General features: G+C 75.0%; 14 protein-coding genes. 2 read left to right on the plus strand and 12 right to left on the minus strand.

Annotated elements, in window-relative coordinates; all coding sequences use genetic code 11:
• Nucleotides 1-2: 2 nt before the first annotated feature.
• The 10 genes from ACZ4XD_RS32255 to ACZ4XD_RS32300 form a co-directional block, all read right to left on the minus strand.
• On the minus strand, nucleotides 3-806 hold the full coding sequence (locus ACZ4XD_RS32255) for an alpha/beta fold hydrolase (protein WP_468047954.1): 804 nt from the start codon (nucleotides 804-806) through the stop codon (nucleotides 3-5).
• A 7-nt stretch (nucleotides 807-813) separates the two neighbouring features.
• Nucleotides 814-1131, minus strand: coding sequence for an acyl carrier protein (locus ACZ4XD_RS32260; protein WP_468047956.1), 318 nt, complete (start codon nucleotides 1129-1131; stop codon nucleotides 814-816).
• Nucleotides 1121-6094: a type I polyketide synthase gene (locus ACZ4XD_RS32265; RefSeq protein ID WP_468047958.1), complete on the minus strand. Its 4974-nt coding sequence runs from the start codon at nucleotides 6092-6094 to the stop codon at nucleotides 1121-1123. Before ACZ4XD_RS32265 ends, ACZ4XD_RS32260 begins: the two co-directional genes overlap by 11 nt.
• Nucleotides 6087-13373: an SDR family NAD(P)-dependent oxidoreductase gene (locus tag ACZ4XD_RS32270; RefSeq protein WP_468047960.1), complete on the minus strand. Its 7287-nt coding sequence runs from the start codon at nucleotides 13371-13373 to the stop codon at nucleotides 6087-6089. The genes ACZ4XD_RS32265 and ACZ4XD_RS32270 overlap by 8 nt, the downstream gene beginning before the upstream one ends.
• Nucleotides 13374-13872: 499 nt before the next feature.
• Nucleotides 13873-14916 (minus strand): 2-hydroxyacid dehydrogenase, encoded by a 1044-nt coding sequence (locus ACZ4XD_RS32275; protein ID WP_468047962.1) that lies wholly within the window; start codon nucleotides 14914-14916, stop codon nucleotides 13873-13875.
• Between the two features lie 38 nt (nucleotides 14917-14954).
• Nucleotides 14955-15581 (minus strand): histidine phosphatase family protein, encoded by a 627-nt coding sequence (locus ACZ4XD_RS32280; RefSeq protein WP_468047964.1) that lies wholly within the window; start codon nucleotides 15579-15581, stop codon nucleotides 14955-14957.
• Nucleotides 15578-17086, minus strand: a complete 1509-nt coding sequence (locus tag ACZ4XD_RS32285; RefSeq protein WP_468047966.1) for an FGGY-family carbohydrate kinase — start codon at nucleotides 17084-17086, stop codon at nucleotides 15578-15580. The genes ACZ4XD_RS32280 and ACZ4XD_RS32285 overlap by 4 nt, the downstream gene beginning before the upstream one ends.
• Nucleotides 17079-18650 (minus strand): FGGY family carbohydrate kinase, encoded by a 1572-nt coding sequence (locus ACZ4XD_RS32290; protein ID WP_468047968.1) that lies wholly within the window; start codon nucleotides 18648-18650, stop codon nucleotides 17079-17081. Before ACZ4XD_RS32290 ends, ACZ4XD_RS32285 begins: the two co-directional genes overlap by 8 nt.
• Nucleotides 18651-18663: 13 nt before the next feature.
• On the minus strand, nucleotides 18664-19440 hold the full coding sequence (locus tag ACZ4XD_RS32295; RefSeq protein ID WP_468047970.1) for an MFS transporter: 777 nt from the start codon (nucleotides 19438-19440) through the stop codon (nucleotides 18664-18666).
• The gene (locus ACZ4XD_RS32300; protein WP_468047972.1) at nucleotides 19416-19988 is read right to left on the minus strand and encodes an MFS transporter; all 573 of its coding nucleotides are present in this window, start codon (nucleotides 19986-19988) and stop codon (nucleotides 19416-19418) included. Before ACZ4XD_RS32300 ends, ACZ4XD_RS32295 begins: the two co-directional genes overlap by 25 nt.
• Before the next feature lie 277 nt (nucleotides 19989-20265).
• Between ACZ4XD_RS32300 and ACZ4XD_RS32305 the strand changes: the two genes are divergently transcribed.
• Complete coding sequence (locus ACZ4XD_RS32305; RefSeq protein WP_468047974.1) at nucleotides 20266-21057, plus strand: DeoR/GlpR family DNA-binding transcription regulator; 792 nt, start codon at nucleotides 20266-20268, stop codon at nucleotides 21055-21057.
• A gap of 1 nt (nucleotide 21058) precedes the next feature.
• Here ACZ4XD_RS32305 and ACZ4XD_RS32310 read toward each other — a convergent pair whose 3' ends face one another.
• On the minus strand, nucleotides 21059-21958 hold the full coding sequence (locus tag ACZ4XD_RS32310) for an aldo/keto reductase (RefSeq protein WP_468047976.1): 900 nt from the start codon (nucleotides 21956-21958) through the stop codon (nucleotides 21059-21061).
• Nucleotides 21959-22191: 233 nt separating this feature from the next.
• On the minus strand, nucleotides 22192-23040 hold the full coding sequence (locus ACZ4XD_RS32315) for a helix-turn-helix transcriptional regulator (RefSeq protein ID WP_468047978.1): 849 nt from the start codon (nucleotides 23038-23040) through the stop codon (nucleotides 22192-22194).
• A 150-nt stretch (nucleotides 23041-23190) separates the two neighbouring features.
• Here ACZ4XD_RS32315 and ACZ4XD_RS32320 point away from each other — a divergent pair, with 150 nt between their 5' ends.
• Nucleotides 23191-23952 (plus strand): SDR family oxidoreductase, encoded by a 762-nt coding sequence (locus tag ACZ4XD_RS32320; RefSeq protein ID WP_468047980.1) that lies wholly within the window; start codon nucleotides 23191-23193, stop codon nucleotides 23950-23952.
• Nucleotides 23953-24055: the final 103 nt, after the last annotated feature.

Genomic DNA, 24055 nt, shown 5'->3' on the forward strand with positions numbered 1-24055 from the left:
TCTCATCGGGCCACCGCCCCGGCAGGTGCGCCGAGCCGGCCCAGCAGCGCGTCGCAGAGCCCCTCGGTGGCCTCGTTGAGCACGGTGTGCCCCACCCCGGGCAGCACACAGAGTTCACAGTCCGGCGCACTCAGCGCCAACTCCCGTGCGCCGGGCAGCAGTTCGGAGTGCTGGCCGTAAACGGCGAGGACCGGGCAACGCAGTCGGGCGAAGTCGCCGGGGGTGAAGGGCGCATCGGCCGCGATGTCCTCGATGAGGGTGGTGTGGTTGAGCAGGGCGTCGGCGGCGGCGGTGAGCCGGGCCTCCTTGCGCCGCCCGAGCGCGGCCAACTGGCCTTCCAGCGCACGGTGTTCGAGGCCGAGGGCCGCGACGGAGAGGGTGTCGGTCATGTCCTCGATCCAGTCCCCGGTCAGATGGGCGTCGATCAGGACGACGGAGGCGACGAGATCGGGCCGGACGAGGGCGGTGTGCAGCGCCAGCGCACCGCCGTAGCTGTTGCCGACGAGCTGGACCGGACCGCGGTCGAGGCCCAGGGAGCCGAGCAGGGCGATGAGATCGGCCACCGAGGTGGCCCGGTCGTAGCCGGTGGGCGGGCGGTCGCTGCGGCCGTGCCCGCGCTGGTCGTAGAGGAGCACGTCGTGTCCGGCGCGGGAGACGGGGCCCGCGAGGGTGCAGTAGAAGCTGGACAGGTTGTCCATCACCAGCCCGTGGAGAAAGACGACGGTGGGGCCGTCGGGCCGGGGGCCGCCGTGGCCCGGAAGCCGCTGGGTGTGCAGGCGCAGCCCGCCCGCGGGTGTGAGGGCCATGGCGCGGTCAGCTCGCGCAGGCCTGGTCGGCGAGGGTGACCCGGTCGATGTGGGCGGCGAGTTCGCCGACCGTCATGGCCAGGATCTGGTCGATGTCCTTCTCCGCGAGCAGGCCGAGGAGGTCCACCGCGGGGCCGTAGCGCTGCTGAAGCAGTTCGGCCAGCGCGACGAACTCGATGCTCTCCAGGGCCAGATCGTCATTGAAAGTGGTGGCGCAGGTGATCTCGCCCACCAGGAGGATCTCGTCGCCGACGACGCTCACCAGCATGTCGGTGATCTCGGCCAGGATCGTCCGGGTGCGCGCGGGAAGCGGGTCAGCTGCCATGGGTGGCCTCCGTGGGAGTGAGGGTGTCGGTGCCCGTACGGTCCTCGGGCCGCGGCCCGGTCCAGGCGACGACATGGCGCCCGGACAGGTCATCGACGGAGTCGAGGTGGACGAGGTGGGGCCGGCCGTCCGGGGAGAACACCCGGAGCGCGCCGCCCGGTGCGGACGTCACGGCCCACTCCAGCGGACGCCGGCCGGGGCCGTGGCCGGCGGCCTTCGCCGCGGCCTGCTTGGCGCACCACAGTGCGGTGAGCCAGTAGGCACGGCCGCTGTGCCCCGGCGTATGGCGTGCGTGGAGGTCGTCCGCCAGGCGGCGTTCGGCCGGGGAGAGGGCGAACCGTTCGAGGGCCTGAGGATCGTCGGCGACGCGCTCGATGTCGATGCCGACCGGGCCCGACCGGTGGGCGAGGGCGACGGCGAGCCGGCCCTTGTGCCCGAGCGTGAGATGGAGGCCGTGGGCGAGCGGGCCCTCGGGGCGGGGGCGGCCGTGCCCGTCGGTGTCGATCTGGATCTCCGCCGGGAAGACGGGCCCGGCCCCCGACTCCCACAACAGTTCCCGCACCGCGTCCTTGGCCGCGATCCGCCCCAGCAGCCAGGGCGCGCGAGCCTGGGGAGCGCACGCTTCGTAGCGGGCCCGCTCGGCCGCGCCCAGATAGCGGCGCATGACCAACTCCTGCGAGGCCGGGTCCGACCAGCGGCGCCGGGCCAGGGACCAGCCGCCCGGCCGGGGTTCCCCGATACCGCACACCTCCGGGGTGAACTTCATCGGCCACACCCGCTCATCGGCACCGAAGCGCCTGTACGTCCAGCCCTCCAGACGCGCCCACACACGGCCGTCGGCGCCGCACAGCTCCACCTCACCACGCACCGAACCGGCCCTGACCTCGCGGATCCGGGCGGTGGCCGCCAGCAGCGCACCCGCACGGGGCGGCGGGCCGTAGAGCCGTACGCGGTCCAGGGAGGCGGGGAAGACCAGTCGGTCACCGCTCAGTTTCAGCTGCATCCAGTGGCCGAGGAGCTGCCCCGCGGCGTCCAGCAGGGCACCCGGCGCTGGCAGGGCGCGCAGGGTGCCGCGGATGCCGTCGGCGGCGAGCGTGCGGACCTCGTGGACCCCGGCGAACGCGGGCCCGTGGAACATCCACCGGTCCCGGTAGAGCGCCTCCGCACTCACCGGCGCCGGCCGCCCGTCCGCCAGGCCCGCGGGGTCGGGGGGCGGCGGAGCCGGGTGCTGCGCCGCCAGGTGGACGGTGACGGCGGCGTAGTCCCCAAGACTCACCCGCACCCGGCCGGCCCCCTCGGGGGTGGCACTGACCGCCAGGTCGACGGGCGGCGCAACGGCCAGCCAGCGCAGGGCCCGTACGCCGGAGTATCCGGTGACGAGCCCCCCGGGGCGCACCTCCCGAGCCGCCTCGGCGGCCAGCTCCAGCAGCGTGGTCATGGGAACCACGGGGAACCGGTCAGCGGGCTCGGGCCAGCCCTCGGGCTGAAGGTAGACGCAGTGGTCCCGGACGTAGGGCAGCGTCTCCAGGGAGAGGTGACGGAGGGTGCGGTGGGGGGTGGGGGCTGTTGGGGGTGGGGGTTCGGTGGTGTGTGGGGCTGTGGGGGTGGTGCGGTGGGCTGTGGTGGTGTGGGCGGCGGACGTTCGGGGTGCGGCGGGGGTGCTGGGGGTGACGAGGGGGCTCGGGGCGGTGGTTGTGGCGGGGGCGGTGGCGGTGCGGGGTGCGGCAGCGAGGGTGGCAGAGGCGGGGACCTCGCGGGGTGCGGCAGCGGCGGCGCTGCGGGCGTCTGCGGCGGCGCTCGCGGCGGCAACGCTGCGGGTGGCGGCCCGGGTTTCGGCGAGGACCGCGTCCAGGGCTTGTCGAACGGGCTCCACTACGGGCGGCCGGGGGTAGGGCAGCGCTCCCCCGCCCCCTCCCCCTCCTCCCCCTTCGGGGGAGGGGGCGGGGGTGGGGGTGGGGGGTGGGGGCGGATCGGCAGGCGCGAGAACCGGGACACCCGGCGTCGCCCCGCCGAGGCGGACCAGCGGTGAGTCGAGGTCGAGCCGTATCGCCGCACCGGCTCCCTCCGGGACCGCGACGCGGCCCGTCGCGCCGTCCACAGCGCGGTCCATGGGCCGGTCCGAGGCGCGGTCCCTGGCCCCGTCCCCCGTGTGGCCCCTCTCGCCACCCAGGACCCGGCCCCGAGCCCCGCCCACGACACCGACCGTCACCATGCCGGAGCCGCGCTGCGGGACCGCCAGCCGGTCCCACCGTGGGTTCAGCCCCTCGGTCCACAACGCCGCCGCCAGTCTGCGGAGTTGGGCGGGGCCGTCGTGGCGGGAGTCGGCCGCGGCGACGGCGAGATGGTCCTGGCCGTGGAGGGTGTCGGAGACGAAGCCGGTGAGGCTGCCGGCGCCTGCCTGGACGAAGGCGCGGACGCCCGTCTCGTAGAGCCGTCTGGTCAGCTCCTGGAAGCGGACCGGTTCCAGGAGGTGCCGCAGTACGAGCCGGCGGATCGCGGAAGGGCTGTCCGGGAAGGGGGCGGCGGTCGTCGCCGACCATACGGGGAGCCGCTGGTCCCGTAGCGGCAGGGCGTCGAAGGCGGTGCCGGTCTGATGGAGGTAGGGCGCCCACATCGGGGTGTGGAAGCCGGAGCGGAAGGGCATCTCCTGGGCCCGCACGCCCTGGCCGGCGAGTCTGCGCACGGCCTCGGCCAGCGGCTCCGGCGCTCCGCAGATCACCGACTGGTGCGGGCAGTTGTCATGACTGACCGCGATCCGCTCCAGGCCCGCGAGCGCGGACGCCGCCTGTGGGGCGCCGCAGCCCAGGGCCGCGTAGACCAGGTCGGGTACGGCGAGCGAGCCGGGCCGCAGCGAGTCGAGGAAGGCGTCCACGGCCTGGGGCGGATACATACCGGCGACCACCATGGCGGTCCATTCGCCGAGGCTGTGGCCGGTCAACAGGTCAGGGGTGACGCCCAGTTCGTCCAGGGCGCGGGCGAGCAGCCGGCCGACGGCGAGGCTGTCCACAGCGCGTTCGACCAGTCCGGTGCCGCCGGAGACCGCGGGCCGGGGCAGGGCCAGCCGGTCGGCGAGGTCGTCCACCCGGGGCGGCGGTTCCGCCTCCAGCCCCGGGAAGAGGAAGGCGAGCCGCGCGCCCTCCTGCCGGGCGTACGGGCCGAAGAACGGGGCCGGGGTGAACCACACCTCGCCCCGGCCCCGCCAGGGCAGGCCACGGGCGAGGATCTTGGCGGCGAGGGCGCGGCGCTGTGGGGTGGGGTCGAGGAGGGCGAGCCGGCAGGGGCCGTCGTCGGGCACGGGGGCGCCGGTGCCCGTCGGCGCACCGTCGCCTTCCGCCAAGTCCCGTAAGGAGTCGGTTAATTGGGCGGGGGTGTCCGCGGCGAGCAGGACGACGCGCTCCGGCTCGGCCGTGCGGACCCGGGCCGAGCGCTGGGCTGTCCGCTCAGCCGCCCGCTGGGCCGTCCGCTCGGCCGCCCGCAGTGGAGGCGTCCGGTGCGGGGGCGGTGCTGCCGGGGCCCGTCGGCCCGGGGCCTCTTCCAGGACGGCGTGGGCGTTGATACCGCCGAAGCCGAAGGCGTTGACGGCCGCGCGCAGCGGTGTCCGTCCGGCGTCCCATGGCTCGGCCTCGGTGACCGGACGCATACGGGTCCGCGCCAGGCCCTCGTGCGGCTCGTCCAGATGCAGGGTCGGCGGCAGCGTCCGGTGGTGGACGGCGAGTGCCGCCTTGATCAGTCCGGCGATCCCGGCGGCCTGCATGGTGTGGCCGAGCATCGACTTCACCGAGCCCAGGCCGACCGGCGGAAGGCCGGCGCCGGGTGGGCCGAACACCCGGGCCAGGGTGTCGAGTTCGACGCCGTCGCCGACCGGGGTTCCGGTGCCGTGGGCCTCCAGCAGGCCGAGCGCCGCGGGGTGTGCGGGGTCGAGCCCGGCACCGGCCCAGGCCTGCGCCAGCGCGCTGATCTGCCCTTCCGGCCGCGGGCTCATCAGGCCGGCGGCGCGGCCGTCGCCCGCCACCCCCGTCCCGCGGATGACCGCGTACACCCGGTCGCCGTCGCGCTCGGCGTCGGCCAGGCGCTTGAGGAGGACGACACCGGTGCCCTCGGACAGCAGGGTGCCGTCGGCCCGGCGGTCGAAGGGACGGATGTGCTGGGTGGGGCTGAGCGCCCGCAGTTGGGTGAAGACGCTCCACAGCGTGGCGATATGGCAGTGGTGCACGGCTCCGGCGACCATGAGGTCACAGCGGCCGGCGCCCAGCAGATCGACGGCCTGTGCCACGGCCAGCAGGGAGGAGGCGCAGGCCGCGTCGAGGGTGTAGGCGGGGCCGCGGAAGTCCAGCCGGTTGGCGGTGCGGGCGGCGGTGAAGCTGGGGACCAGGCCGATAGAGGCCTCGGGCTGTTCGGGGCCGAGGCTCGCCTGGAATGCCTCCCGTACCGCCGCGATCCTCGACTCCCCTAATTCCGGAGCGAGTTCGCGCAGGGTGACGGCGAGCTGATGGGCCGTACGGACCCGCTGGTCGAGCCGGGCGGTGGCGACGCCCATGAAGCCGCCGCGGCCGAGGATGACGCCGATACGGGAGCGGTCGGCGGGCAGCCGCTCCTCACCGCCCGCGTCGGCGATGGCGTCGGTGATGGTGCGCAGGGCGAGCAGCTGATCGGGCTCGGCGCCCCGGACGGCGGCGGGCATGATGCCGAAGCGGGTGGGGTCGAAGGCGGCCGGCTCAGCCAGGAAGCCGCCCCGGCGGCAGTAGAAGCGGTCGCTGCGGGCGGGGCCCCGGGCGGCGTGCGGGTCGTAGTAGATCTCCGGGTCCCAGCGGCCGGGCGGCACATCGGTGATGCAGTCGGTACCGGCCACCAGGTTGCGCCAGTACGCGCCGAGGTCCTCGGCGCCGGGGAACAGCGCCCCCATGCCGACGATCGCGGCGTCCGTGGGCCGGGGACCGGTCTGCCGGGCGGGTCTCTCACTCATCGCCCGCCCCCTCCCCACCGGCCTCCGCCGCCAGCACGACCTGGGCCGCCGTACCGTGCGCCAGTTCGTCCAGGAGGGCGGCGGCCGCGGCGTCGGGATCCAGGAGCGGGATGCCCCGACGGGCGTAGGCGCGGGCCAGTTCGGGGGTGACCATGCCGCCGCCCTCTGCCGCCCACGGACCCCAGTCGACAGCCAGGACGCGCCGGGAGGTGCGGGCCGACCAGGCCGTGGCGAGGGTGTCCAGGGCGTCGTTGGCAGCGGCGTAGTCGGCCTGGCCGCGGTTGCCGAAGACCCCGGACACGCTGCCGAAGAGGACCAGGAACCCGGTGTCGTCACCGGCGGCGGACAGCAGATGGCGGGCGCCGTCGACCTTGGTGGCGAAGACCCGGGCGAACGAGGCCGGGTCCTTGTCCCGCAGCAGCTTGTCCGCCAGGGTGCCGGCGCCGTGCACGATCCCGTCGAGGCGGCCGTGCCGGGCCCGGATGTCCCGTACCACGGCGTGTACGGCGGCCTCGTCGGTGACATCGGCCGCGTGGTACCGCACCGAGGCGGCGAACGGGGCCAGCGCGGCGAGGGTGGCGGTGATCTCGCGGCGGGCCAGCACCGCGCCGGCGGCCGCCTCGATCTCGGCGGGTCTGCGCAGCCCTTGGGCGAGCAGCGCGGCCCGCAGCGCGATGCGGTCATGGGCATGGGCGAGGGCCGGATCCTCGGGGATCTCCGGCAGGGGCGTCCGGCCGAGGAGTTCGATGTGGCACCCGTGCGCGCGGGCCAGGGCGAGCGCCGTACGGGCAGTGATGCCGCGCGCCCCACCGGTCAGCAGCACCACGGAACCGGCGCCGGGCGACGGCCGGCCGAGGCCGGTCCGGTCGTCCGGCAGCGGGGTGGGGACGGTGCTCAGGGTGGTGCGGGTGCCGTTGGTGCGGCCGACGACGACCGGTTCGCCGGGGGCGCAGAGTTCGGCGAGGAGGTGTGCCGCGATGCGTTCGGGGCGGTCCTTGGGGTTGAGGTCCACGGCGCGGACCAGGACGTCGGGGTATTCGAGGGCGGCCGTACGGGCGAAGCCGCGCAGTCCGGCACCGGGCAGCGGATCGGGAGCGTCCGCGGTGGCGTCCTGGCCGAAGGTGCCGCCGGCCGCGGTGGCCAGCAGCAGGCGGCGGGCCCCACCGGTCAGGGCGGCGCGCCATGCGGCGAACTGATCGGGCAGTACGGCGCCGCGGCCCGCCCGCAGGGCGCTGAGGTCCACCACTCCGCCGGTCCCTTCGGCGGCGCACCGTACCAACCGCTCGGCGGGGACGGTGCGTACCCGTGCGCCATGGCTCTCCAGCAGGGCGGTGAGGGCCAGCGCCACGCCCTGGCCGTCCTCCACCACGACGAAGTCGCTGCCCGCCACCACCTCGGCGGGCGGCCGGGCCGCGGGCGGGCCGAGCGGGGTGACCCGGACCAGGGAGCGGGTGGGGCGCAACGGCGCCGGGCCGAGGTCAGACGCCTCCTCCAGGGCGAACGGGTCTCCGATGGCGGGCGCGGGAGCGGACACCGCGGGCGGCACCGGCGCGGCCGGAGCGGCCGAAGCGAACGGTTCGCCCGGATCGACCGGTGTGGCCGGTGTGGCCAGTGGGGCCGGAGCGGGAGCGGCCGTGGCGGCCGGTGTGGCCGGAGCGACCGGCGCGGGCACGGTTTCGGCCGGCGACGGCGGAGGCTCGGGGCGGGCGGCGGCGATCCAGTCGACGATGCCGCTGATGGTCTTGACGCGGGCGAGCTGTTCCACGGCCGATTCCATGGCCCCGTCCGCGTCCTGCGGCAGTCCGATTCGGTCGGCCAGCGCGCCGACGATCTCCACGCGCTTGATCGAGTCCACCGAAAGGTCCGCCTCCAGGTCGAGCCCGGCGTCCAGCATCTCGTGGGGGTATCCGGTCCGCTGGTGGATGATCTCCCGTACGGCATCGAGGAGTTCGGCGGGACTCAGGAGCCGTGGGGCGGTGGCGGGCGGCTGCGCGATGACGGTGTCGGCGGCGCTCGCGGGCCCGGCCCCGGCCCCGGCTCCAACTCCGACCCCGTCCCCAGCCCCAGCCCCAGCCCCGGCCCCGGCCCCGGCCCCGGCAGCTTCCGTGTACGGCGGGACGGCCCACTCCTGGACGGCAGCGGATCCGACCGGCTGGGCGGGCGCGGCGGCTTCGCCCAAGTACCGCAACACCACATCCCGTTGGGCCGCCACCAGCTCCCGCGTGGTGCGCAGATACTCCAGCACGGCGTCGCGCCGGGCGGCGTCACCGGGAGCGGTGCCGCCGCCGGGAACCGCGCCACCGCCGTCGAGCGCCGCGCTCTGCCCGGCCTCCCTCGGCGCCGCGTCCTGCTCGCTCCGCCGGGTGTCCACCCGTCGGGCCGGGCGCAGTCCGCCGGGCAGGCAGGCGCCGTCCGCGGTGCGCACCGTGTGGCCGTTCACCAGCCACCCCGGGCGGCGCGGCGGCGCGTCGGGCAGGGGTTGGGCACGGCCGCGGAACAGCGCCTCCGGGTCGACCGGGACTCCGGCCGCGGCGAGCCGGGCCAGAACGTGCGGCAGCCTGGCCAGTCCGGACTCGCCCGGTACGTCCAGCGCGAGCGCGGTGTGCGGACGTTCGCCCAGGATCTGCCCGACGAGACCGGTGAGCACCCGGCCGGGGCCGGCCTCCACGAAGGTGCGGACGCCGGCGGCGTACATGTCCTCGATCTGGTCCACGAACCGCACCGGGGCGGCGACCTGGCCCGCCAGGGTGTCCCGCACCGCGGACGCCTCGCGGGCGTAGGGGCGCGCGGTGGCGCCGGACCAGACCGGGAGGGCGGGCGCGGTCACCTCGGTCGCGGACAGTTCGGCGGCGAGTGTGTCGCGGGCGGCGGCGAGTTGTGGACTGTGGAACGCGCAGGCGACCGGCAGCCGGCGTGCCTCGGCGCCGGCCGTGCGCAGCGCGGCCACGGCGGCTTCCACGGCGTCCGTGGGGCCGGAAATCACGCTCTGTTCCGGCGCGTTGTGGTTGGCGACGACGACACCGGTGTCACGGGTCAGCTCCCGTACCCGGTCCGGCGCGGCCACGACGGCGGCCATCGCACCGGGGTCGTCGCCGGCGGTCGAGAGGATCGCCTCGCCGCGGCGCGCACTGAGCCGGAGCAGCGCTTCGGTGTCGTAGGCGCCCGCCGCCCACAGGGCGGTCAGCTCGCCGTAGGAGTGGCCCGCCGTGCAGTCGGGGCGCACCCCGAGTGTGGTGAGCAGCCGGTGTGCGGCGGCGGAGGCGAGGCCGAGCGCCGGCTGGGCGACCCGGGTGTCGGTGAGGGCGGCCTGCTGGGCGGCCCGGTCCTCGGGGGTGAAGGCGGCGGGCGGGAACATGGCCGCGACACAGTCCGGGTCGGCGTCGTCCAGGAGGCCGCGCAGCGCCGGGAAGGCGAGGAACAACTCGCCGAGCATGCCGGTGCGCTGGCTGCCCTGGCCGGGGAAGAGGAAGGCGAGCCGCCCGGGGCCGGCGTCGCGGGTGCGCGGGTGGACACCGTCGGCGGCGGTGAACCGGCGGGCGAGGGCCAGCTTGGCGGCGAGATCGTCGAGGTCCTCGGCGACCACGCAGATCTGGACCGGCCCGTCCGCCGCCGCGGTTTCGGCGGCCAGGTCGCGCAGCGGCCACGGGCGTCCGGCCTGGTCGTTCGCCGCCAGCCGGGCGGTGAGCCGGTCCATGGCGCGTACGGCGGCGGACCGGTCGGCGCCACGGAAGCAGAAGAGTTCGGCGGGCCAGTCCGTGAGGGCGTGGGCGGGTTCGGGCGCGCCGTCGTAACCGGCGAGCACGGCGTGGTAGTTGGTGCCGCCGAAGCCGAAGGCGCTCACTCCCGCGATACGGCGTGCCACGGGGGCCGGCCAGGGCCGGGCGCGTCCGGTGTCGAAGCGGAACGGGCCGGTATCCGCCTCGGCCGGCCGGGTCAGATGCAGGGTCGGCGGCCGCACTCCCGTGTGCACGGCACGGGCGGCCTTGATCAGTCCGGCCAGTCCGGCGGCGCATTTGGTGTGCCCGATCTGCGATTTGACCGAGCCGAGCGTACAGCTGCCGGGTGCCGCGCCCGCACCCTCGAACAGCTCGGTGAGGACGGCGAGTTCGGTGGTGTCACCGACGACGGTCCCGGTGCCGTGCGCTTCGAGGAGGCCGACCTGCGCGGGGCTGATCCCGGCGCGGCGGTAGGCGCGTTCCAGGGCCCGCCGCTGACCCTCGGGCCGCGGCGCGGTCAGCCCGAGGGACCGCCCGTCGCTGGAGGTGCCGACCGCTTTGACGACGGCGTAGACCCGGTCGCCGTCGCGTTCGGCGTCCGCGAGGCGTTTGAGGACCAGACAGCCGACGCCCTCGCCGAGCGCGATCCCGTCGGCCGACGCGTCGAACGGGCGGCAGCGGCCGGTCGGGGACAGCGCCTGTACGGAGGCGAACATCAGGTAGTCGTTGATGCCGTTGTGCAGATCGGCGCCACCACACAGCGCCATATCGCTGTCGTGGTCGCGCAGTTGGCGGCAGGCCAGGTCGAGCGCGGCGAGCGAGGAGGCACAGGCCGCGTCCACGGTGCAGTTGGCGCCGCCCAGGTCGAGGCGGCTCGCGATGCGTCCGGCGATCACGTTGGCGAGCACGCCGGGGAAGGAGTCCTCGGTCAGCCGGGGCAGTTCGGCGTCGAGGGCGGGCGGCAGGTCTCCGAGGTAGGCCGGGTGCAGGGCGCGCAGCCCGTAGGCACCGGCCAGTTCGGTGCCCGCCTCGGCGCCGAAGACGACGCTGGTACGGGCGCGGTCGAAGTCGCGGTCGGCGTATCCGGCGTCCGCCAGGGCCTTGGCGGCGGCATCGAGGGCGAGCAGCTGCACCGGTTCGATGCCGGTGAGGGAGGCCGGGGGGATGCCGTGGGCGAGGGCGTCGAAGGGGAGCGCGGGCAGGAAGCCGCCCCAGCGCGACGGGGTGCGTTCGCCCGCCCGCGCGGGGTCCGGGTCGTGGTAGGTGGCGGCGTCCCAGCGGTCGGCGGGCACCTCGGTGACGGAGTCGACGCCGGTGACGACATTGGACCAGTAACGGGCCGCGTCGGGCGCGCCCGGATAGCAGCAGGCCATGCCGACGATGGCGATGTCCAGCGGCGTCGCGTCCCGCTCCGGCTGTGCGGCCGGTGGCCGGAACTCCTGTGCTCGCGCGGCGAGTTGAGCGGTGGCCCCGTCGGTCACGGCGGTGTGCAGCGCGGCGACGGTGGTGGTGGCGTGGCGGGCGGTGGCGGCCTGGCCCAGCATGTACAGGCCCTCTCGGCGCTGGTCGTGCTCTCCCACGGGCGCGGGCGGTCCGCCATCGGTGTGCCGCAGGCCCTTGCTCGCGATCCGCAGCCGTCCGAGGTTGCGCCGCTCCAGTTCCTCCCAGCGGGCCCGGGGGTCGGTGCCGTGCGCGGCCAGGCGTCGGTCGGCCGCCGCGAAGTCCTCGGTGTAGGCGGTGTCGGCGCAGCGCGTGGCATGCCCCGGGGCGGTGCGCAGCAGTACGGTCCGGTCGCAGGCCAGGGCGGTGTCCTGGAAGCCGGGGAGGACGGCGCCGGTGGCCACGGCCTCCTCCGTGAAGAGATAGGCGGTGCCCATCAGGACGCCGATACGGGCACCGAGTCCGGCGAGCGGGGCGGCGGCGGCCGCGGCCATGGCGGCCGAGCGGGCGTCGTGGATACCGCCCGCGAAGAGCACGTCCAGCCCCTCGACCGTCCCGCCGTGCGTACGGGCATGCGCGGTCAGCCGCTCGATCTGCTCCTCCCACAGCGGGAAGCTGGCCCGGGGGCCGATGTGTCCCCCGCACTCCTGCCCTTCGAAGACGAACCGCCGGGCGCCTTCGGCGAGGTAGCGCTCCAGCAGTCCGGGCGCCGGGACATGGAGATAGGTCCGGGTCCCGGCCGCTTCGAGGGACGCGGCCTGGGCGGGCCGGCCGCCGGCGATCAGGGCGTACTCGGGGGCGAACTCGGCCACCGCGGCGAGCTGTTCGCGCCGCAGTTCGGGCGGGGCGAAGCCGAGCAGGCCGACGCCCCAGGGCCGTTCGCCCAGCCGCTCGGCGGTCTCGGCCAGCAGCCGGCGCACCTGTACGCCGTCCATGACGGCTAGCGCGAGAAAGGGCAGCCCGCCCTCGGCGGCCACGGCCGCGGCGAACGCGGCCTCGTCGCTGACCCGGGTCATCGGCCCCTGGGCCACGGGGAGATGACGGGCGCCGGGGCGGGGGGCGAGCGGGCGCAGGCGCGCCGCGGCGTCGAGATGGCCGGTGAGGGCGGCCCGTACGGCCTGCACGATGCCGCCGGTGGTGCGGTGACGGGCGGCGAGCCGGGCGGCGAACGCACCGTCCTGGCCGATGGGAAGCAGCTGGGTGCGCAGATCCCGGGCGCCGAGACGGGCGGCGATCCGGGCGGGGTCGGGGTCAGGCCCGGGGGCCGGCCCGGGGGCAGGGTCGTGGCCGGTGGTCCGGTCCTCCGCTCCCCCGCCGTCCGCACCCCCGGCTTTGTCGCCATCCGTACCCCTGACTTCGTCGCCGTCCGCACCCCCGGCCTCGTCGCCGGCAACCCGCGGGCGGAGGTCCGGGCGGGTGAGGACCCGGTGGCCCGCGACGAGGGTGGTCTCGCTGCCGTCCATGGCGCGGATCGCGGCGGCGACCGCCCGGGGCAGCCGATCCTCGCCCTCGGTGGTGAGCGCGAGCTGGGAGTCGAGCAGCACTCCGGCCGCCCCGCCGGCCACGGCCGCGGCGGCGGTGTGCGGGCCGATGCCCCCGGCGGCGAGGACGGGGACGGTCACGGACGGGTCGGCCAGCAGGCGCTGGAGCAGGACACAGGTGGTGAGTTCGCCCACCCGGCCGCCCGATTCATGGCCGCGGGCGACGAGCGCGCTGACCCCGGCGGCACACGCCGCAGCGGCCTCCTCGGGGGTGGTGACCTCGGCCCAGACGCGGCGCCGCCCACCGTCGGCCCAGTCCGCCGGCCTCCCGGGGGCCGGACCGGGCGCGGGGGCGGCTTCCGGTTCGCGGGCGGCTCCCGGCTCGGGGGCGGCTTCAGGCTCGGCGGCGGCCCAGGCCCGTGGGTCGGCGAGCAGCACGGTGTCCACCGCCTCGGGCAGATCGGCGGGCGTCAGCGGGCACCCCACCGGTATCCGCACGCCGTAGGACAGCTCCCCGAGCCGGGCGAGCGCGGCGCGCGCCGGGCCGGGGTCCCGGCCGAGGTCCAGCAGGCCCAGCGCGCCCGCGCGGGCGGCCGCGAGGACGATCCGCTCGCCCGGTTCCTCGAACGGCGAGAGCGCCACGACGAGATCGCGGCCGGCGGAGTCGCGGCCGCCGGACTCGGGGCGGGCGGACCCGGCGGGGGCGGACCCGGGGTGTGCGGCCCCGGCGGTCCGGACGGCGGCGGCGGGCCCGGAGCCGGAAGGTCCGCCGGACCCTGGGCCGGCGGGCGGAGTGTCCGGGCCGGTAGATCCGGAAAGGGGGGTGCCGGGGAACGGGGGCCGGGGGACCACGGGCGCTCCTTCTGCCGGGGGCGAACACGCTGACCACTGCCACCTGCGGTAACCAGCGGTAGCCACCGCTGATGCCGCGTTGCATCGTGAGGCCACCCCCGTGCACTGTCAACGCAACTGCAACAGGCAGTGGTTGAATGCGCCAAGGTCACGACGGCGGCCCCCGGACCACCCCGTGCCCCCACCGCCCCCGCACTGACCTGCGCTTCGCTGCCCCGCGCCGCCCGCTTACCGGCCCCGTCGGGCCGCTCCGCCGCCGCGGCGGCGACCGAAACCCGACCCCGGTGCCTCAACCCGCCCGCAGCACCCCGGGGTTGGCGCAGTGCGCCAACGGCTCACCGCGCAGATAGCGGCCGACGTCCGCGGCGACGATCCGGGCCGCCTTGTGCGCGACCTCCTGGCTGCCGCCCGCGATATGCGGGGTGAGGACGACACCGGGGGCGGTCAGCAGCCGGGAGGCGGCGGGCAGCGGCTCCTCGGGGAAGACATCGAAACCGGCGCCGGACAGCTGCCCGGAGTCCAGCGCGTCGCAGACCGCGTCATAGTCGAGCAGCGCGCCGCGGGCGCAGTTGACCAGGACCGAGCCGCGGGGCATCGCGGCGATCTCCCGGCGCCCGATCATGCCGGTGGTCTCCTCGGTGACCCGGGCATGCAGCGAGACGATGCGGGAGCGGGTCAGCAGCTCGTCGAGGGAGACCTGTTCGGCGAGGCCGGCCGGCGCCTCGGCGCGGACGTACGGGTCGTGGACGAGGACGTGCGCGCCCATGGCGGCGAGGACCTTGGCGACCCGGCTGCCGATGGCACCGAAGCCGATCAGCCCGACGGTGGCGCCGTCGATCTCGATGCCGCAGTTGTCGTAGTCGTAGTAGTCGCCGCGCCAGACGCCCCGGCGGAGGTCGGTGTGGGTGTCGCCGACGCCGCGGGCGGCGGCCAGCAGCAGGGTGAGGGTGTGTTCCGCGGTGGCGGTGGCGTTCCGGCCGGGGGCGTAACAGACCGCGACGCCGTGCCGGGTGGCGGCTTCCACGTTGGCGTTGACCGGGCCGCCGCGGCTGGTGCAGAAGAGTTTCAGATCGGGGCAGTGGGCGAGGATCCGCTCGGTGAGCGGGCCGTGCTCGGTGACACAGATCTCGGCGCCCCGGAGGGCCTCGATCATCTCGTCCTCGCTGCCCGATGCCTCGATGACCTCGGCCACCGGCCCGAACGGGGTGTGTGGCCAGTCGAATTGGATCTCGCGTACGTCCAGCGGGGTGTCCCCGGCGGCCGCCCGCACGGCCCGGGTGAACAGCTCCGGGCGGATGAAGTGGTTGCCGGCGGCGAGGACGGTGGTGCTCATGAGGGGCTGCTCCTGAGGGCGGGTACGGGGCGGGCGGTTCAGTGGAGGGCGGCGGTCCGGGCCGGGGCCGGGGCGTTGAAGCTGAGCAGCGCGGTCTGCCCGTTCTCGATGCGCAGCTCGGTGCGGGCGCCGTTGTCGAGCCGGGGGAAGACCCGGCGGTAGTCGGCGAGCGGGATGCCCAGCAGATGGCAGAGCAGGACCCGGACGAGGGTGGAGTGCGCGACGAGCAGGATCCGGCCGTGCGGCTGTGCGCGGGCGAGTTCGGCGAGGCAGTCGGCGGCCCGCGCGGCGGCTTGGCGCGGATCTTCGCCGTCGGGCAGATGGTGGGCGACCGGGTCGGCGAGGAAGGCGGCCAGCCGCTCCGGGAAGCGCCGGTGCATCTCGTCCCTGGTCAGACCCTCGCCCTGGCCGAAGTCGAGTTCGTAGAGCCGTTCGTCGACGTGGGCGGTCAGACCGCAGGCCGCGGCGGCGGGGGCAGCGGTGAGCCGGGCGCGGGAGAGCGGTGAGCTCCAGATGCCGGTCAGTCCGGCGGTGGCGGCCCAGGTGGCGAGGGCGGCGGCCTGCTCGCGGCCGAGGTCGGTCAGCGGCACGTCGGTGCGGCCGGCGTAGCGGTTCTCCGCGTGCCAGACGGTTTCGCCATGGCGTACGAGGATGAAGTCGGTCACGGTGCTGCCCTCCTGCGGGCGTGGTCGGCCACGGTCCGGCCGAGCCAGCCACGGCGGGTGAGTTCGTCGATGAAGCGGAGATGGACGGGGAGGTAGCGGGCGGTGCGGTCCGGCCGCGGGGCGATCTCCCGGGCGGTGCGGACCATGGCGGCGGCGGCTTCCTGGAGGCCGGTGCCGGAGGAGGTGGCGGCGAGCACGGCCATGCCGACGGCGCCCTCGGCCTGTTGTGGCAGCCGGACGGGGCGGCCGAGGACATCGGCGCGCAGTTGGCACCAGTAGGCGTTGCGGGCGCCGCCGCCGGTGAGGGTGAGCGGCCCGTCGACGGGCGCGCCGAGGTGGTCGAGGTAGTCGAAGCAGAGCCGTTCCAGGCAGGCGACGCCGAGGAGGCAGGCGTGGAACTCGGCGGCCCGGGTGGGGGCGTGGCCGAGGAGGAAGGGTGCGGCTCCGGGGGCACGGAAGGGGAAGCGTTCGCCGCCGCCGGCGACGAGGGGGTAGGCGACCGCGTCCGGGTCCAGGGCGGCGGCCTGTGCGGTGAGGGCGTCCAGGTCCGCGCCGGGGAAGCGCTGGGAGAGGACGCCCGCGCCGCTGCTGGAGGCGCCGCCCGGCAGCCAGGTCCCGCCGGGTCCGCGGTGGCAGTAGACGACGCCCGCCGGGTCGCGGACCAGATGCGGGCTGCTGCCCTTGAGGACGAGGGTGGTGCCGAGCACCGAGTTCCAGGCGCCCGGCGCGAGCGCTCCGGCGCCGATCTGGGCGGCGCAGCCGTCGGTCATCCCCGCGACGATGGTGGTCCCTTCGGGGATGCCGGTGGCGTCGGCGGCCGCGGCGCAGACCGTGCCGAGCGGGCTGCCGGGGCGGACCACCTCGGGCAACATCCCCTCGGGAACGCCCAGTTCGGCCATCACCTCGTGCGGCCAGCGCTCCTCGACGAGGTGGTAGCCGGTCTTGAGGGCGTGGCTGGCGTCGCTCGCGACCTGCCGTCCCGCCAATCTCCAGGTGATCAGGTCGACTTGGTGCAGCAGCCGGGAGCCGGTGCGGAGCCCGGGGTCGTCTTCCAGCAGCGCGACGAGCTTGGGCAGCGCCCAGGACGGCTGCATGCTGCGATAGCCCAGCTCCTGCCAGACCTGCTCCCCGGCGGCGTTGACCGCGGCGGCCGGTGCGGCGGCGCGCCCGTCGTCGTACATCAGGCCGGGGGTGCGCGGGCTGCCCCGGTGGTCGGCGAGCAGGATCGTGCCGGAGGTCCCGTCGACCGCCAGACCGCGGATTCGGCGGGTGTCGAGGCCGGCCAGGGCCTCCCGGCAGGCGGCGCCGAGGGCGCGCCACCACTCCTCGGGGTCCTGTTCATGGCGGTTGCCGTCGCGCCGGCCGGTCAGCGGGCGGGCGGCGGTGGCCAGCACCCGTCCGGTGCCGTCGACGGCGACACAGCGCGCGCTCTGGGTGCCCAGGTCGAGGCCGAGCCAGATGCCGTCGAGGGCGGGGGCGGCGCCGTGGTGGCGCGGGTCAGACACGGGGTCCTCCGGGGGTGGTCGCGGGGCTGCCGGTGGCTTCGGTCGGCCGGCCGGGGGCCTCGGCGGGGCGGGCGGCGCTCCCCCGCCAGACGGCGCCGCCGCGCCAGCCCGCCTCCCGGGCGCGCGTCCGCCAGCCGAGGAAGTCTTCGTAGAGCGCGCCGTAGAACTCCGCGCGCTCCGGCTCGGGCTCCCAACTGCGCTGCATCCGGACGTACTTGGCGGCGGCGCTGTGCATGCTGGTCTCGGCGCCGGTGCGGACCAGACCGGTGAGGAAGGCCCCCTTGGCGCCGAGTTCGGTGTCGCCGGAGCGGGCGGTGGGCACCCCGGTGGCATCGGCGATCAGGGCGCACCAGGCGTCACTGTTGGCGCCGCCGCCGCACAGCCGCAGCTCGCTGACGTCCGTACGGGCGGCGGCCAGTGAGTCCCGCAGCACCAGCGAGAGCCCGTCGAAGACGGCGCGCGCCAGATCGGCGGGCGTGTGCTCCAGGGACAGGCCCCAGAAGGAGCCGCGGGCGCCGGTGTCGAGGAACGGGGCGCGCTCGCCGGCCGGGGAGAGATAGGGCAGGAACATCAGGCCGCGGGCGCCCGGCTCCGACTCGAAGGCCAGCTGCGCCAGCTCCGGCGGTCCGGGCAGATGCAGCAGCCGGGCCGCCCAGCCCAGCACCTCGGCGCCGTTGAGCGTGGGGAAGGCCCGCAGCACCCGTTCCCGGCCCCGGTAGGCGATATGGATGCCGGAGGGTTCGCCGCCGGTGTCGATCCCGGTGCGGACGATCTCGGTGCACAGCGTGGTGCCCAGGATGCTGCACGCTTGGCCGGGGTTGACGACGCCGACGCCGCGGGCGGTGGCGGCGATGTCGTACGGGGACATCACGACCGGCAGGCCCGCCGGGAGGCCCAGCTCCGCCGCGGCCCCGGTGGTGATTTCGGCGATCCGCTGCGACTCCCCGAGGACGGTGGGCAGCAGCCGTTCGCAGGCGCCCAGGCCGAACAGCTCGATGATGGCGGGGTCATAAGCGCCGGTGGCATGGTCGAGGAACGGGGCGGAGGCGTCGGACTCATCGCTCGCCCGTACACCGGTGAAGCGCAGGAAGAGCCAGCCGGCGGCGGTGAGCGAGGTGGCGGAGCGGGCCAGCCGGTCCGGGTCGTGGGCGGCGAGCCAGGCGAAGAGGGCGTTGGGCATGCCGGCGCAGGTCAGCGAGCCGTTGCGGCGGAAGGCCGCTTCCAGGACGCCGTCCCGCTGCCAGCGGGTGAGCAGATCCCCGGCGCGGCCGTCGGACCACAGGATCGCGGGCCCGGTGGGGCGGCCGCGGTCGTCGACGAGCCAGGCGCCGTCGCCCTGGGCGGTGAAGGACACCAGCCAGACCGGGTCGGTCAGCCCGTCGAGGACCGTGCGGACGGTGTGGACGACGGCGTCCCAGACGGCGTCCATGTCCTGTTCCGCCCAGCCGGGGTGCGGGCGCAGGACCTCGGTGCCCCGGCGGGCGACGGCGATCTCGGTGCCCTGGTCGTCGAAGACGACGGACTTGATCACCGTGGTGCCGACGTCGATGGTCAGTACGGACATCAGTGGGGTCCTCTCACGCCGGTGACGGGGCGGCGGTGGACGCGGTGCCGTCCGGGGCGTCGCCGCGCCGGGCGCCGGCCTCGGCGCCGTCCGCCGTACCGGGCGCGGCCGGCAGCTTCAGGAAGTGGGCGAGCAGGCAGCTCACCGCATACATCCCCGCGAAGATCCAGACCACCCCTTCGACGCCGAGCGGTCCGACGAAGACGGCGACGACGGCGGGGCCGACGAAGGTACTGGCCCCCGCGCCCAGGTTGAGGGCGGCCAGGGCCTGGCCCCGGTGCTTCGGCTCCAGGGTGGGCACCAGCGCCGAAAGCGGTACATAACCTGCCAGCGTAGCCCCGTAGAACGCGGCGACCAGGAGGGCGAGCGGGAAGTTCGCGCCCACCGCGTCGGGGACGTAGAAGAGCAGCAGCGTGCTGAGCGTGCAGCCGGCGCCGCCGAACCAGGCGATGGTGCGGCGCCAGCCGAGCCGGTCGCCGACCACGCCGAACAGCAGGTTGGCGAAGATATTGGTCGCGAACATCGCGCTGAGCAGATGCAGCCACTGGGTGAGGCTGAAGCCGACCGTCCTGGTGAAGTGGATCGGCAGGATGACGAAGAAGCCGAACTGCGAGGCCGTGTTGATCACCCGGACGACCGAGCCGACCCCGACCCTGGGGTTGCGCCACAGAATCGTGACGCTGCCGACCAGGGTGGCCACCGGCCCCTCCCCCGCGCCGGGGGCCCGGCGTACCCCCCGGTCGTCACGGACCAGCAGCAGGGCGATCAGCCCGCCCGCGGCCACCAGCACCAGCGCGGCCCACAGGGTGGCGTAGGAGCCGATGCGCGGGATGAGCCCGCCGGCGACCAGCGAGCCGAGGGTGGGCAGACCGCCGTGAAGGCGAACCAGAACCAGCCCATGGCCGTACCGAGCCGGGCGCGCGGGGCCACTCCGGCGATCCAGACGAGGAACCCGTAGGCGAACAGCGGATATCCCAGGCCGCGCAGCCCGTAGGCCAGCATCATCAGCGGATAGCTGGTCAGCGGGATGGCGGCGAGGAGGAAGAGCAGCTGGAAGACGGCCCAGATGCCCAGGCCGGCCCACATGACGCGGCGCGGCCCCCACAGGTCGGACAGCACTCCGGAGAGCCAGGCGGCGATCCCGGCGGCGACGCCGTAGACGGTGAACAGCAGCGCGACCCGGGATTCGGAGAAACCCTGGTCGAGGAGGTAGGGCGAGAGATAGCCGGACTCGACCCCGTCTCCGATCATGAAGAGGAGGAGTCCGAGGTATCCCCAGGCGAGGGTCGGCGGGATGCCCAGGCGTGTGATCAGCGAACGCGGAGGAGAATTCTTCATTGATTCTCCCTTTCTGCGGCGGCGGGGCAGGAGGGTGGACGCAGTGATGGAACCGCCGGGCGGAAACGGGCGTCAATGGCCGCCGGAATCTTCGCATCGGGCCCGCGACCTGCCATGTTGTGTCGTACCGGAGCCGCATGTGGCGGCCCTCGCGGCCGCGCGCGCCATGTGAAATCCGTGCGAACATAACGCGGCGTCTTCACGTGGCGGAGCCCGTGAACGGTGCGGGCCGCACCGGCTCGCCGCACGCACAACCGGGACCGGAGGGAGCGGAGCGATGGACCGGGTCGAGGCGCAGGAGGACCGGCGGCGCCGGATGCGGGACACCGTCATCGCCCGCGGGTTCGTGCGCACCGCGGATCTCGCCGACGAGTTCGGCATCAGTCTGATGACCGCCAACCGCGATCTGGACGCCCTTCAGACGCAGGGGTGGCTGCGCAAGGTGCGCGGCGGTGCGACGGGGCTGCCGTCGGCGCAGTTCCACGGCAGTGTCGCGGAGCGGATGGCCACCATGGCGCAGACCAAGCAGCAGCTCGCGCGGGCCGCCGCCACACTTCTGGTCCCCGGGCAGACGGTGCTGCTCGACGACAGCACGACCTGTCTGCTGCTGGCGCACCAGCTCACCGGGCACACCCCGCTGACAGTGATCACCAACTCGCTGCCGGCCCTCACCACGCTCGCCAAGGAGCCCGGCATTTCCCTGATCACGCCGGGCGGCGCGTACTTCCCGGCGTATGACGCCTTCATGGGCCCGCACACCGCGGACGCGGTCCGGGCCTTCCGCGCCGATGTGCTGTTCCTGTCCACCACGGCCGTCACCAACGGCCGCTGCTACCACACCTCACCGGAGACCGTGCAGGTCAAGCGGGCCATGATGGAGAGCGCCGGCCGCCGGGTACTGGTCGCCGACCACACCAAGTTCACCAAGGGTGGCCTCTACGCCCTCGCCCCGCTGACCGACTTCGATCTGCTGATCGTCGATGACGGGCTGGCGGCGGAGCAGGTGCGAGCGGTACGGGCGGGCGGCACCGAGGTGATGGTGGTGCCGGGGCGGGGGCCGGTGACCTGAGTCAGCGTGCGGTGCGGCCGGCCGCCCCGAGGAGGGTGAGGTCGTCCTCCGTCAGCCGCAGTGCGCCGGCCGCCACGTTGTCGACGAGATGATCCGGGTCGCCCGTCCCCGGGATCGCCAGCACATGTGCGCCTTGCCGCAGGATCCATGCCAGCCGTACCCGTGCCGGTGACACCCCGTGGGTGCGGGCGACGGCGCGCACCTCGTCGTGCTCGGCGCGGACGGCTCCCGCCTCGCGCCCCTCCCCGGCGATGGAGAAGAAGGGCACGAACGCGATGCCACGGGCCGCGCAGGCGTGCAGCATCGGTGCGCCGCCGGCCGCGTCGAGGCCGTAGCGGTTCTGGACGCACACCACCGGTGCGATCGTCAGCGCCTCGGCGAGGTGTTCCGGGCGGGCGTTGGAGAGGCCGAGGTGGCGGACGAGTCCGGCATCGCGCAGCTCGGCGAGGGCGCCGAAGTGCTCGCTGACCGAGTCCTGGCCCATGAGGCGCAGGTTGACCACGTCGAGGTGGTCGCGGCCGAGTTGGCGCAGGTTCGCCTCGACCTGGCCGCGCAGCTGGTCGGGCCGCGCGGGGGTGGTCCACTCGCCGGAGGCGTCCCTGACCGGGCCGACCTTGGTGGCGATGACGAGGTCGTCCGGGTAGGGCGCCAGCGCCGAGTTGATCAATTCGTTGGCGGAGCGCAGCCGGGAGAAGTAGAAGTCCGCGGTGTCGATGTGGTTGATGCCGAGTTCGACCGCGCGGCGCAGTACCCCGATCGCCCGGCCCCGGTCGCTGGGGGTGCCTTGATGGAAGGCGGCGCTGCCGGTCAGGCGCATGGCGCCGAGGCCGAGCCGGTTGACCTTGAGATCACCGAGCAGCCAGGTGCCCGCTGCTGCCGCAGAAACCGTGTCCGATGTCATCCTTCTCCCCAGCCCCCATCCGATCGGCCCCCGCCGCTCGACGGTTCACGGCGCGGTGGCCTTGGAGTATGCGCAGGTGACAGGCGTGCCGGAAAGGCACCGGGGGTCGGGCAAATGTCACAGCGCGGCCGGGAACTCCCGGTACGGCGCGGCGAGTTGTTCCTGGTGAGACGTCGCCCCGTCGGCGGCAGCCGGACCGCCGTCGCCGCACCAGCGCCCGAGGGCCGACGCCCTCAGACCGCCGGGCTCGCGGTCCAACTGGCCAGCAGGGCCAGACGGTCCGCCGTCTGCGTCCCCGGTTCCGGCGTGTAGACCACCAGCATCTGATCCGGCTCCCCCGTCACCGTCAACGTCTCGTAGGGCATGGTGAGTTCACCCACCACCGGGTGCCGCATCCGCTTCGCCCCGTACGTCTTCTCCTTGACCTGGTGGTCCGCCCACAGCCGGCGGAAGTCCTCACTGCCCAGCGAGAGTTCGCCCACCAGCGTCGCCAGTTGTTTGTCCCGTGGGTGGTTCCCCGCGTCCAGGCGCAGATAGGCGACCGTCTCGGCGGCCACCGCGGGCCAGTCCGGATAGAGCTCGCGTGCCTGCGGGTTGAGGAACACCTGGCGCGGCATGTTGCGCTCCTGGGCCGGCATCTGTGCGAAGCCGGCGACGGCGTCGCCCAGCGCGTTCCACGCGAGCACGTCCATCCGGCGGCCGAGCACGAACGCGGGTGCCTTCTCCATGGTGTCCAGGAGGAGGCGCAGTCCGGGGCGGACCCTCTGGGGCGCGGGCCCGGCGGCGGCCCGGCGGCGGGCGGTCGGTCTGGCCACCGTGCGCAGATACTGCTGCTCGGTGTCGTCGAGGCGCAGGACGCGCCCGATGGCGTCGAGTACGGCGTCCGAGACGGAGGGACCGCGGCCCTGTTCGAGGCGGATGTAGTAGTCGACGCTGACGCCCGCGAGCTGGGCGACCTCCTCGCGGCGCAGGCCCGGAACCCGCCGTCGGCCGTGCCCCGGCAGCCCGACCTCTTCGGGCCGGATGCGGGCACGCCGGGAACGCAGGAAATCGCCGAGTTCCCCCGTCAGGGATATGTCCATGCATCGATCCTAGGAGGTGCCGACGCCCCCATCCTGGTACTGGTGGACCCAGGAAAACGGCAGCCCTGGGTAGGTGCGGTGGCCGGGCGCAGTGTGGTGATCGCCCCGGGAGACGCCCGGCGGCGCTCACCACAGGCTCAGGAGTTCCCCATGTCGTACGAGACCCTCACCGGCCGCACCGCTGTCGTCACCGGAGCCGCCAGCGGTATGGGCGCGGCCACCGCCCGGCTGCTCGCCTCGCACGGTGTGCGGGTGGCGCTGCTCGCCCGCCGGGCCGAGCGGCTGGCGGAGCTGGCCGCCACCATCGAGAAGGCCGGCGGTCAGGCCCTCGCGGTCGCCGCCGATGTCACCGACGCCGCCTCCGTGGACGCGGCGGCCGAGCGGGTGCACCGCGCATACGGTCAGGTCGACCTGGTGGTCAACGCGGCGGGCGTGATGCTGCCGAACCCGGTCACCGACGGCCGCGCCGACGAGTGGCAGCGCATGCTGGACACCAATGTGGCCGGGGCGCTGCGGGTCATCCGCGCGTTCACCCCGGACCTGATCGCGGTGGCCGCGGCGGGCCGGACGGCGGACCTGGTGAACATCTCCTCGATCGGCGCGCACGTCGCGTTCCCCCACTATGCGGTGTACGGCGCGACGAAGGCCGCGCTGACCTACCTGTCGCAGTCGCTGCGCACGGAGCTGGGCCCGCGCGATGTCCGGGTCACCAATATCGAGCCGGGTCTCACGGACACCGAGCTGGGCGACCACATCGACAACGCGGAACTGGCCGGTCAGCTGGGCGGCATGTTCGACGCACTGACCGGTCTGGCGGCGGACGACATCGCGGACCTGATCGCCTACACGACGAGCCGTGCCCGCCATGTGAACCTGCGCCAGGCGATCGTGCTGCCGACGCGGCAGGCGTGAGGCACCGCCCCGGGGGGGGGGGGGGGGGGGGGGGGGGGGGGGGGGGGGGGGGGGGGGGGGGGGGGGGGGGGGGGGGGGGGGGGGGGGGGGGGGGGGGGGGGGG

It is taken from the genome of Streptomyces sp. NPDC029466 (assembly GCF_055574515.1).